The organism is Micromonospora sp. ATLC16, assembly GCF_057196645.1.
Map to the genome: position 1 here is coordinate 147,357 of NZ_JBXUOW010000003.1, position 11,916 is coordinate 159,272.

Sequence of the window (11,916 nt, forward strand, 5' to 3'; positions counted from 1 at the left end):
CAGAAGATAGCACTCATACTACGGCTCGGAGCAATACTCGGCTGCCCCGTCGTACCGCCCTGCTCAGGCCACCGCGGGTGCGGACGACGCCGGATCGGTGGGTGCCGGTGGATCGGCCTCGGGGTCCGGGCCGGTGGGTTCGGCCGGCTCCGCCGGCTGCGGGAACCACAACCCGGCGACCAGGCCGCGCGGTGCGTTCGGGTGCATGGTGAGCCGGCCGTCGGAGGCGTCGACCAGCACGGCGGCGATGGTCAGGCCGAGCCCGGCGCCGTCGACGTTCTGCACCTCCGGGGCCCGCCAGAACCGTTCGGTGGCCCGGCCGAGTTGGCTGCGGGTCATCCCCGGGCCGGTGTCGCGTACCTCGAGGGTCGTCCCGCCGTCGCGGGCCGCGACGGTCACCGTCACCTCGCCGCCCGCACCGCTGAACTTCACCGCGTTGTCGATCAGGGCATCGAGGGCCTGGTCGATGGCGGTCGGCACGGTACTGGCATACACCGGACCGGGGTCGGCCGCCAGCCGCAGGGTGACCGACCGGTGGCGGGCCAACGGCTCCCAGGCCGCGACCCGGGACCCGGCCGCGGCCGTCGCATCGACGGTGACCCGCTGGTTCTCCCGGCGTTCCGCGCGGGCAAGGGTGAGCAACGCGTCCAGGAGCAGAGCGAGCCGGTCGGTCTCCTCCAAGGCCAGCCGGTGCTCGGCGCGGCCCCGCTCGTCGATGACGCTCGGCCCCAGCTCCTCCACCCGCAGCCGCAGCGCGGTCAACGGGTTACGGAGCTGGTGGCTGGCGTGCGCGACGAACGCACGCTGCCGGTCCATCACGTCGGAGACGACGTCCGCCATGTGGTTGAAGCTCCTCGCCAACCGGCGCAGTTCCGGCGGCCCCAGCCGGTGCTGCACGCGGGCACCACGATCACCCTCGGCGATCTCGTGGGTGACCGCGTCCAGCTCGGTGACCGGACGCAGCACCCAGCCGGCCAGCCCGAACGCGGTGAGCACGCAGGCCAGCACGGCGAGCAGACCCAGCGCGGCGACAAGCGTCCACCAGGTGGCGACGGTACGCCGGACCCCGTCGGCCGGGGTGGCGGTGACCACCGCGCCGAGAACCTCGCCGCCGTCGTTGATCGGCACCGCGACCACGATCGGCCCGTCGACCCACGGCCACACCGATTCGGGTCCACTCGCCTGCTGCCCGGAGAGCGCGACATCCAACGCCTCCCGGGTGCCCGGGGCCGGTCGCCAGCTCGTCGAGGCCACCACCTCCCGCCGGTCCCGGTCCACCACCGCGGCGCCGATGCCGTACAGCTCGTCGTAGCTGCTCAGCTCGTGATCGAGTGGACCGGGCGTGCCGTCGCGTAACGCCGGCCCGGCCAGCGACGCGAAGCGGGTGGCGTCGGCGAGCCGGTCGGCCCGTACCCGGTCGGTCTCCCGGGTGGTCAGCGTCACCGCCAGCGGCGTACCCAGCGCCACCACCACCAGCACCATCAGCAGCAGATAGCTGATCACCAGCCGCCGTCGCACCTGGGCTCCTCACTCGCCCCGGAGCCGGTAACCGACTCCCCGCACGGTCTCCACCAGGCGCGGGTCACCGAGCTTGCCACGCAACGAACCGACGTGCACCTCGACGGTGTGCCGATCGGTGAAGGTGGTGCCCCAGGCGTCCAGCAGGATCCGGTCGCGGGGCACCGCGACGCCGGGTTGCCGGGCCAGCGAGAGCAGGACGTCGAACTCCTTGCGGGTCAGCGACACCGGCCGCCCGGCCACCGCGACAGTGCGGGCCGCCACATCGATGTAGACCGGCCCGACCTCGATCAGGTTGCGTTCCGGCACCGCGTGCGAGGCCCGCCGCAGCACCGCCTCGATGCGGGCCTGGAGTTCCACCATCGAGAAGGGCTTGACGACGTAGTCGTCCGCGCCGAGCCGCAGGCCGAGCACCCGGTCGCGCTCCTCACCGCGCGCGGTCACCGCGATGATGCCGAGCTGGCTGCTGCGCCGCCGCAACTGCCGGCACAGGTCGGTGCCGTCGCCGTCGGGCAGGGTGAGATCGAGCAGCACCAGGTCACAGGGGGCGGCGGAGAGCGCGGCGGCGACGGTGGCGGCATGCTCCACCTCGTACCCACGTCGGGTCAGCGCCGACGACAGTGCCCCGGCCACCCGTCGGTCGTCCTCGACCAGCAGGATGCGCACCCGGCCTCCCCGTTCGGTCTGCTAGCCCGCACCAGTGCGGTGTCCAGGAACGTTGGCGGTGTCGCGGCGAGGTCCAGGCGACGACGATCCGGTGAGCGTTTCAGGACACCGCACCAAATGGTCGCAGACGAGCGGCCGGGTGCACAGGCCCGGAGCCTCGGGCGGCTCAGCCGGTCAGAGGCCGAAGGTCTCGTCGGAGGTGCCGTCGCGCACCCCGTCCACGAACCCCTTGAATCCGGGGTCCTCGTGGCTTGCCGGCACGGTGGCGACGACCTCTCCGGTGGCCTCGGTGACCGCGTCGATCAGCGGCGGAAAGTCGATCTCGGCGTCGGCGAGGGTGTCGTCGTCTGCCTCGGCCAGATTGATCATGTGCTGCACGTCCTCCGAGGGCGTGTCGGGGTCCTCGGCCCAGTCGGCACCGGCGCGGTAGCACTCGTCGTAGAGCGCGCGCTGGCTGTCGGTCCAGTCCTCGTGGTAGCTCTCCATGCCCATCCCCTCGCCGGCGGCCTGCCCTTCGAGCATGCCCGCCGGGGTGGCGGACCGGGCCGGTACCGGACAAACCCGGGCGCAACGGCGCGGGGCAGGAACCTGCGCCGGCACCTCGCGGGCGTCAGCGGCAGAGCCGGCCGACCTCCTCGGCGAACCGGTCCATCGGGTTGGCGTCGCCCGGGCCGAGCAGGTAGGTCCTCAGCTCCCGGCGGGCCTCGGTCATCGGGTCGTCGCCCGCCCGGGTAACCGCCACGATCTTTCCCAACTCCCCGCATTCGGCGGCCAGCAGGTACGCCGCCCTGGCGGTCGGGAAGATGCGCCGGAACTCGTCCTCGGGCAGCCCGGCGGGATTGGTCACCACGTAAGCCCGTCGGGTCTGCACGAAGTCGGACACCACGCTGGACACATCGCTGATCAGCAGATCGGTCTGGTCGAAACAGTCGAAGAGCGCGGGCACCCGCCCGGTGACGACCCGGTGCTCCGGTCCGTCCAGGGTGCTCGCATCGACCTCGCCACCGGCCGCCCGGATGCGTTGCACGATCCGCTCGTGTGCCGCCCGGACCCGCCCCGACCGGCTCCCGGTCAGCGGGTGCGGCTTGTAGATCAGTCGGACCCCCGGCCGGACGGCCAGCAGCCCGCCGACGATCCGCTCCCCCATCAGCAGCACCGAGGTGTGGAAGGGGTCGTCGGCGAGCCAACCCTCCCAGGTGGGCGCGTAGAGCACGGTGAAGGGGCGTTCGACCGGCCCCCCACCGGCGGTAGGCAGCCCGGCCAGTTGCGGCCGACCGATCTCCACCACGTTCCCGTCACGTACGCCGGTCCCTGCGCGCGCGAGGCGTTCCCGGCCGGCCGGGCCGGCGACCCACACCTCGTCGTAGACCTTGCAGAACGGGTTGACGCTGGCGGCCTTGTCGCTGTCGCCGTGCCCGACGAAGACGTGCTTCGTCCCGGGCTCCCGCAGCATGTGGATGTTCTCCCCGGCGTTGGCGGGATACAGCGCCACCCGGACGCTGGTCTTGCCGAGATTCATGAAATCCGCACCGGGCGGGACGCAGACCACCGGCAGTCGGGTGTCGGCCAGCTCCGCCAGGGCTTCCCGGTTACGCAGGAAGACCACCGTCGGCCGGTCGAGCGCCTCGACCGGAGCGAGCCACATGTTCGCCTGGTAGACGTCCTTACCCGGTCCGGCGAAGTAGAGCGCGACCTCCGGGCGGTGGCTGTCGAGCCACCGCTGCACCGCCGACAGCCGGGCGCCGTGCCCGGCGCCCCGTCCCCGCAGCCAGATCGACGCGACCGTCGCGCCGACCACCGCGGCCAGCCCGACGGCGATCACGCCGGCCAGGTGGACGGGCGTCACCGTGTCAGCCAGCGCCGCGGCCACCGCCGCCGGCACGAGCAACACGTTCACCCAGGGCAGCCGGTCCCCGCCGAGGGCGACGGCCCACCGGGGCAGCGGCGGCCCGCCGAGCCGGCCCAGATCGATGTTGCGGACCATCGAACCACCGGGGCTGCGCCGGTCGATGATGCGCTCGAACGCTCCAGCGAACACGGCGATCACCCACACCAGGGCGGGCAGCAGGAGCAGCAGGGTCAGTGCGCCGCCGGCCGGCGCCACCTGGGCGACGACCAGCAGCACGACCGACACGTCGCGGGCCAGCTGCCGGTAGCCCAGGCCGAGGCCGGCCTTCTCCATCAGGGTCGCGGTGGCCGGTGACCACCGCTGCACGGCGACCTCGCCGAGCACCGCTGCCAGGGCGGCGACCACGAACCCGGCGACCTGGCCGAACGCGCCGCCGACGAGCAGGAGCAGGTACGCCCCCACCAGCAGGGCCCCGCGCGCCGCCACACCGACGCGCACAGTCAACTTGCTCAACAAGGGCTGGCTCTCCCTACCGCGATCGACGGCCGGCAGCCCGGCGGCACCGAACGCCACGTCCGGGCGTCAGCGCAGCTGCGACCTTAACGCGAGACATCGACGCGGCGACGCCCGGGTGGCTACCCGCGACGCAGGCAGGTGACGGCGTTCGGATGCACCGGCGGATCGGCCTTCCGCCTGGCGAACGTGGTGTAGCCGAACCCTTCACCGGTCTGCCGGGCATACCGATTCTGGCTGTAGACGCAGATCGTGCCCACGTCCAGCCGCTCCAACGCGGCGCCCACCTCCTCGGCGGAGGGCCGCTGGGCGGCCGGGCCGCCGTTGGCGAACCGGGTCAGCAACAACCGGTCCTGGGAGAACTGCGAGTCGATGTCGTACTCGATCAGGAAGAAGTCACGCGGCAGGACCACCCGCGCCTCGGTGGTGAGCAGCGGAATGGTCCGCATGATGCTCTCCGGGGCCAGCACCAGGCCGTCGGGTCGGTCGAGGCCCACGATGAACCTTCCGATGGCCAGCTGTTTCGGGCGGATCTTCCAGGTCGGCTCGTCGTGCACCAGCACCCCGCTGCGCTCGTCCCACATCGGCACCGCGTAGCCGGCGAACGAGGCCACCATCGCGGCGGCCAGCACCACACCGGCCAGCGCCCGCACGGCAGGCAGCCGGGTCGGCAACCAGACGGTGCACAGCAGACCGATCAGCGCCGGCAGGGCCAGCAGCCACGACACCCGCCACAGCACCACGGAGATGCCGGTGAGCGCGCTGAGCCACTCCAGCACCCCGGGCACCAGCAGCACGCTCAGGGTGACCGTGCCGCCGGCCGCCAGCAGCGCCGGGCTGCGGCGGCGGGCCAGCAGCGGGCCGCACCACAACGCGAGTCCGCCGATCACGCCGACGATGCCGACCTCGAACGTCCGACGGTAGGTGTGCGCGGCGTCGTAGAAGTTGACGTCGGCGGCGGCCTCGTTGGCCGAACCGAGGATCAGCTGGCTGATCACCACCGCCCCGATCGGATAGGTCAGCGCGACCGCACCGACGGCGAGCGCCGACCTCCACCGGCCCACCAGCAACATCATCAGCGCCGCCCCACCCACCAGCAGCGGCAGGACGATCGCCGCCGAGGTGGTGAGCCCGGTCGCGGTGATCGACAGCGCGGCGATCAGCAGCAACCCCAGCCGGGACCGGTCGTCGAACCAGCGGGTGAGATAGAGCCACATCAGCGGCACGACCGCGGAGACGAACATGCCCTTGCCCTGGTAGAGCCGGGGCAGGTGGAAGTTGCCCAGGGCGGCGTCCGGGCCGCAGACCAGCGCGAGGAAGGCGATGGCGACGGTGAAGGCGAGCACCGGACGCCGGGGCGCCCAGCGCTGCACCAGCCGCCAGAGCGCCAGCACGGCGAGCACCGCCATGATCGGCAGCAGCAGGTACCAGGTCGCCGAGGCGGCGGAGATGCCGAGGAACCGGGCGAGCGCGCCGGCCAGCACCTCGATGCTGGCGATCGGTGGTTGGGACACCATCGCCGGCAGCACGTTCTCGCTGAACAGGAAGTCGTTGAGCGGGACGTTGTCACGTTCCGCGACCCACACCGACCGACCGACGTAATAGATGTCGTCCGGGGTGTTGCGGGCCAGGATGAGCGAGGCGGCGGCGGCACCACCGGCGATCAGCATCGCGTACGCCGACTGCCAGCCGGTCGGTGCCGGCGGCCGGATCGCCGGGGTGTCCCGCCAGGTCCGCCAGGTCCGCCGGATCAGCAGCACCAGACCCGTGGCCGCCACGATCCCGGCCGAGGCCGGCACCCACCAGGACAGGTCTGCGCCGGCCGGCGTACCGGCCAGCCCGGCGGTGATCGCCGCGACGGTGCCGAAGGCCAGGACCAGTGCCGTCCAGCTGCGCCGGACGACCGCCGCCGGGTCGGCGCGTCCCGCCGCCGGGTCGGCGTCGGATGCCGGACCCGCGCCCACCGCATCCGGGTCACCGTCTGCGCTGTCCGGCGTACCGCCCGCCGTGTCAGGCTCACTGCCTTCGGTGTCCGCCGGACTGCCCGCGGTGCCCGATGAGCCGCCTGCTGCGGCCGGCGTGCCGCGCGTGGTGTCCGGCGTGCCGCGTCGGCGACGCCATCGGGTCAGCGCGATGAGCAGGACCAGCGCCAGGCTGGTCGCCAACCAGACCCGGAACGTCCACGACGGGGCGAGGCCGAGCGGGAGCGCGGCGTGGTACAGCACCGTCCAGAGCGCGAACACCAGGACGGCGCCGTCGGTAAGTGCTGCGGGCAGCCCGGCGATGACCGCCCCGACCCGGCCCACGGCGAGCCACGACCGGCCGGGCGCGGGAGCGGTCGGTTCGTCGATCGCCGCCGAGGGTGCGGCAGCCTGGTCGGTCATCGACACGGGCGTCCTTGTCGTCGTGCGGGCGGGTCCGGCTCGGCAGGTTCGCGGTGTGTGCTCGGCCGATCACGGTGACGGATCAGCAAGCAGCGTAATCGGAGTCGGGCGCGGAACCGGTCATCACACGGCCCGGTATGCTGCGCCGAGTTCCGCCAGACCGTGCACACCCGACGGGATCTGAGAACAGGTCGACCTATTCCTCAGTGCTGGCGTAGATGGCCTGATGCACGTAGCGGTTGTTGGTGCCGACGTCGCCCCAACGGGAACGCCCGAGATCCTCAGACCCGATCGTCCTCCGGCACGGCACAGGCCACCCGCAGGGCGGCCACGGCGGCCCGCGCCATCCGGTCCAGTTCGGCTGGGTCCAGCGGCGACCGGGCAATGGCCATCCGCCAGTAGATCGGCCCGACGATCAGGTCGGCCGCGGTCCGCGGGTCGGCGCCGCTGGGCAGCTCACCACGCTCCACCGCCCGCCCGATAACGATCTTGCCGATCCGGTCCTGGTAGTCCTTCAACGCGCTCTGCAGCGTCCCGGCGATCTGCGGGTTGCGCGCCGCCTCGGCGAGTAGGTCGGGGATGATCTGCGACGCCACCGGGTGGCCCAGCGCCCCGCTCACCACCAGCAGCAGCAGCCGGACGTCACCGTCGAGGGTGCCGGTGTCCAGCATCGGCAGCTTCCGGCTCGCGACGGCCGAGACCACGTCCAGCACCAGGTCGAGCTTCGAGTTCCAGCGGCGGTAGATCGCGGTCTTGCTGACCCCCGCCCGGCGGGCCACCGCCTCGATGGAGAGCCGGCCGTAGCCGACCGCGGCGAGTTCCTGCATGAGGGCCCGACGGATGGCCGAGGTGATCTCACCCCGGAGCACCGCCGCACCGGCCGGCACGCGCCTCTTCTCGGCCGTCACCTGGGACTCTTCTCGACTGTCACCGGGCCAGCGTAGCGCAACGACGCTACGGTTGCGTCCCGACGCATTTCGGACTACTGTCCAGCCAGCGACCGGAGGCGGCGCTCCCGCACTGGCCCACGCTAGATTCACTCACCGCGAGACGTAACGCCGGCCCGACAGATCGGAGTCCCCATCCCCATGGCCAACCTGCTGGCCGACCCCGACTCCGGCCTCACCCCAGCCCAGCTGGCCGCCCGACACGGGCTACGGGTGGCCGGCGAGCGGCCCTCGTTCGGTCGTTACAGCGGCCAACTGTGGCGCTACCGGCACTTCATCTCCGCGTACTCCCACGCCAAGCTGACCGCCTCCTTCAGCAACGCCCGCCTCGGGCAACTGTGGCAGGTGCTCACCCCACTGACCAACGCGGCGGTCTACTTCCTGATCTTCGGTCTGGTGCTCGAACAGACCCGGGGCATGGACAACTTCATCGCCTACCTGACCACCGGGTTGTTCATCTTCAACTTCACCCAGACCAGCCTGATGCACGGCACCCAGGCGATCAGCGGCAACCTCGGCCTGATCCGCGCCCTGCACTTCCCCCGGGCGTCCCTGCCGCTGGCCATCACCGCCACCCAGCTCCAGCAGATGCTCGGCTCGATGGTGGTGCTGATCGGCATCGTGGTCGCCACCGGTGAGCCGATCACCCTGAGTTGGCTGATGCTGGTGCCGGCGTTGCTGGTGCAGACGGTCTTCACCGCCGGGCTCACCATGGTGATGGCCCGGCTGGGCGCGAAGGCAACCGATCTGAAACAGGTCATGCCCTTCGTCCTACGGGCCTGGATGTACGGCTCCGGAGTGCTCTACAGCGTCACCCTGTTCGCCGAGAACCTGCCGAGCTGGGCCACCACCGTCGTGCAGTTCAACCCCATGCTGGTCTACATCGAGCTGGCCCGGATCTCCCTGCTGGAGAACACCCACCTGCTCACCGACTCGCTGCTCCTGACCTGGCTGATCGCGCTCGGCTGGGCGCTCGTCGCAGGCTTCGGCGGATACCTCTACTTCTGGCGTGGCGAACAGGAGTACGGCCGTGGTTAACCTTGAAATGTCCAATGATGTGACGGTGACCCTCCCCCGGATCCAGGAACGGATCCCCACCGTGGTGGTGGACGACGCGCACGTCGTCTACCGGGTCCACGGGGGCAGCACCAACAACCTCAGCGCGGTCGCCGCCCTCAAGCGGATGGTCACCCGCAGGTCCGCGCCCAACGTCCGCGAGGTGCACGCGATCCGCGGGGTCTCGTTCACCGCGTACCAGGGCGAGGCCATCGGGCTGATCGGCACCAACGGCTCCGGCAAGTCGACCCTGCTGCGGGCCATCGCCGGACTGCTGCCGGTGGAGCGGGGGGCCGTGTACACCCAGGGGCAGCCCTCGCTGCTGGGCGTGAACGCCGCCCTGCTCAACGACCTGCCGGGCGAACGCAACGTCACGCTCGGCTGCCTGGCCATGGGCATGTCACCGGCCGACGTACGACGCAAGCTCCCGGATATCATCGAGTTCTCCGGGATCAACCAGCGGGGCGACTTCGCCTCGCTGCCGATGCGCACCTACTCCTCCGGCATGTCGGCCCGGCTGCGCTTCTCCATCGCCGCCGCGAAGCAGCACGACGTGCTGCTGATCGACGAGGCCCTCGCCACCGGGGACAAGGCGTTCCGCAAGCGCAGCGAGCAGCGGGTACGGGAGCTGCGGGAGAGCGCCGGCACGGTGTTCCTGGTCAGCCACCAGCTCTCCTCCGTACGGGACACCTGCGAACGAACCATCTGGCTGGAATCCGGCGAGATCCGGATGGACGGCCCGACTCGCGAGGTGCTGGCGGCTTACGAGGCATTTACGAACGGCAAGTAGAGTCTGGGTGAACGAGCGGCGATGTCGCCGAGCGTGCCCAGGATCTTGGGCCGCGTTGTCCCGTTGGGACGACGCGGCCCGCGCGTTATGGTTCACTCCGTCGCCGCGTCGGCGGAATCTTCCGTTCACCTACCCACCACAGTCATGCACCCCCGAGAGCGAGGACCGGCAATGACGCAGGACCAAACCACCGATCCGGGTACCACGTCGGAGGACCGGACTCCGTGGCGACCCTCACGGACGGTGGCGGTCGTGCTGGCCGGCGGCACCGGCATCCGGCTGGGTCTGGGCATTCCCAAGCAGCTACTCAAGATCGCCGGTAAGCCGATCATCGAGCACACGCTGGCCGTCTTCGACGCCGCGCCCGAGATCGACGAGATCATCGTGCTGATGGCCACCGGGCACGTCGCCGAGGCGCAGAAGATCGTCGACAAGGCGGGCTTCCGCAAGGTCACCAAGGTCATCGAGGGTGGCGACACCCGCAACGCCACCACCCGCGTCGCGCTGGACGCGGTCGGTGAGGGCGACTGCAACATCCTCTTCCACGACGCGGTGCGCCCGCTGCTCAGCGGCCGGATCGTCCGGGAGTGTGTGAACGCGCTGTGGACCTACTCGGCCGTGGACGTGGCCATCCCGTCGGCCGACACGATCATCCAGGTCGACGAGAACGAGTGCATCACCGACATCCCCGTGCGCGCCACGCTGCGCCGGGGTCAGACCCCGCAGGCGTTCCGCTCCGGCACCATTCGGGAGGCGTACCGCCGGGCCGCGGGCGACCCCAACTTCGCCGCCACCGACGACTGCGGAGTGGTGCTGCGCTACCTACCGGAGACCCCGATCAAGGTGATCGACGGCTCCGACGAGAACATCAAGGTCACCCACCCGGTCGACGTGCACCTGGCCGACAAGCTGTTCCAGCTGGCCGCCGCCAAGGTGCCGCGGCTGACCGACCACCGCGCGTACAGCGAGGAGGTCTCCGGCCGCACGATCGTCATCTTCGGCGGCAGCTACGGCATCGGTCACGACCTGGCCGAGCTGGCCCGCCGCTACGGCGCACAGGTCTTCCCGTTCAGCCGTTCCAGCACCGGTACCCACGTGGAGCGCCCCGAGGACGTCGAGTCCGCGCTGCGGACCGCCTTCGAGGCCACCGGGCGGATCGACCACGTCGTGGTCACCGCCGGGATCCTGGAGAAGGGCGCGCTGGCCGAGATGGACCAGGAGACCATCGACCGGGTGCTCCAGGTCAACTTCGTCGGCCCGGTCACCGTCGCCCGGCAGGCCCTGCCCTACCTCCAGCAGACCAAGGGCCAGCTGTTGCTCTACACCTCCAGCTCGTACACCCGAGGTCGGGCCGACTACGCGCTCTACTCGGCCACCAAGGCCGCCCTGGTCAACCTGACCCAGGCGCTCTCGGACGAGTGGGCGGAGTTCGGCGTACGGGTCAACGTCATCAACCCGGAGCGGACCGCCACCCCGATGCGGACGAAGGCGTTCGGCGCGGAACCGGAGCACACGCTGCTCGCCGCCGAGACCGTCGCCCAGTCGTCGCTGGACGTGCTGATCTCGGAGCTCACCGGCCAGGTGATCGACGTCCGCCGGCCGCCGGGTGAGGCGCCGGTCGCTGTCGCCGTACCCGCCCAGACCGACCGGGCGGCCAGCGCCGCCGCCGTCGGCTGACCTGTCCGACCACACGACCGCGGAAGCGACACCGAGATGCGTGGTGAGCTGGTCAGGAAGCTGACCGCACGGGGCCTGGCCACCGGTGGGGCGGTCCTGGCGTTCCTGGTGGTCACCCTCACCGGAGCGACCGCCTGGGGGCTCTGCCTGGCCGTGGTGGCGCTCGCCGCCACGGTCTGGGAGCGCCGGGTGCGACCCGGCGCCGACAACGTCGCGGAGACCGCGCTGATCGCGGCCGGGGTGCTGGTCGGCTACGCCCGCCGACTCGACGCCGGTTTCGACCCGGCCCTGGCCGCGACGGCCCTGGTCCTGCTGGGCCTGGTACTGCTCACCGGTCCGCTGCGCCAGGCCGGGAACCTGGAGATCCGCGCCGCCAATCTTCCGGTACGCGCCGGGGCGCCGCAGGTCGCGGCGGTGCTCGGCGACGCGGTGGCCGTACTGCTCGGTCTGCTGGCCCTGGCCGCGCTGGCGGGGCTGCCCGCGGGCGTGGCCCTGGCGGCGACGCTGCTGGTGGGC

Annotated in this window: 9 protein-coding genes and 1 pseudogene; 4 read left to right on the forward strand and 6 right to left on the reverse strand. The window is 71.5% G+C overall.

Annotated elements, in window-relative coordinates:
• Positions 1-63: 63 nt before the first annotated feature.
• From AC2CHE_RS02740 to AC2CHE_RS02765, 6 genes are all read right to left on the reverse strand, one after another.
• A complete protein-coding gene (locus AC2CHE_RS02740) occupies positions 64-1,518 on the reverse strand; it encodes a sensor histidine kinase (RefSeq protein WP_484503280.1) in 1,455 nt (484 codons plus the stop codon).
• Positions 1,519-1,527: 9 nt separating this feature from the next.
• Positions 1,528-2,184 carry a response regulator transcription factor gene (locus AC2CHE_RS02745; RefSeq protein ID WP_484503281.1) on the reverse strand — a complete coding sequence of 219 codons (657 nt, stop codon included), beginning with the start codon at positions 2,182-2,184 and terminating at the stop codon, positions 1,528-1,530.
• 174 nt (positions 2,185-2,358) lie between these two features.
• On the reverse strand, positions 2,359-2,706 hold the full coding sequence (locus tag AC2CHE_RS02750; RefSeq protein ID WP_484503282.1) for a hypothetical protein: 348 nt from the start codon (positions 2,704-2,706) through the stop codon (positions 2,359-2,361).
• A gap of 88 nt (positions 2,707-2,794) precedes the next feature.
• A complete protein-coding gene (locus AC2CHE_RS02755) occupies positions 2,795-4,549 on the reverse strand; it encodes a CDP-glycerol glycerophosphotransferase family protein (protein WP_484503283.1) in 1,755 nt (584 codons plus the stop codon).
• A 119-nt stretch (positions 4,550-4,668) separates the two neighbouring features.
• Positions 4,669-6,930 (reverse strand): DUF6077 domain-containing protein, encoded by a 2,262-nt coding sequence (locus tag AC2CHE_RS02760; RefSeq protein ID WP_484503284.1) that lies wholly within the window; start codon positions 6,928-6,930, stop codon positions 4,669-4,671.
• A 281-nt stretch (positions 6,931-7,211) separates the two neighbouring features.
• A complete protein-coding gene (locus AC2CHE_RS02765; protein ID WP_484503285.1) occupies positions 7,212-7,838 on the reverse strand; it encodes a TetR/AcrR family transcriptional regulator in 627 nt (208 codons plus the stop codon).
• Between the two features lie 180 nt (positions 7,839-8,018).
• Between AC2CHE_RS02765 and AC2CHE_RS02770 the strand changes: the two genes are divergently transcribed.
• The 4 genes and pseudogenes from AC2CHE_RS02770 to AC2CHE_RS02785 form a co-directional block, all read left to right on the forward strand.
• Complete coding sequence (locus AC2CHE_RS02770; protein ID WP_484503286.1) at positions 8,019-8,915, forward strand: ABC transporter permease; 897 nt, start codon at positions 8,019-8,021, stop codon at positions 8,913-8,915.
• Between the two features lie 7 nt (positions 8,916-8,922).
• Complete coding sequence (locus AC2CHE_RS02775) at positions 8,923-9,723, forward strand: ABC transporter ATP-binding protein (RefSeq protein ID WP_484503287.1); 801 nt, start codon at positions 8,923-8,925, stop codon at positions 9,721-9,723.
• Positions 9,724-9,894: 171 nt separating this feature from the next.
• On the forward strand, positions 9,895-11,400 hold the full coding sequence (locus tag AC2CHE_RS02780) for an SDR family NAD(P)-dependent oxidoreductase (protein ID WP_484503288.1): 1,506 nt from the start codon (positions 9,895-9,897) through the stop codon (positions 11,398-11,400).
• A 36-nt stretch (positions 11,401-11,436) separates the two neighbouring features.
• A pseudogene (locus AC2CHE_RS02785) lies at positions 11,437-11,916 on the forward strand (CDP-glycerol glycerophosphotransferase family protein); the annotation flags it as partial.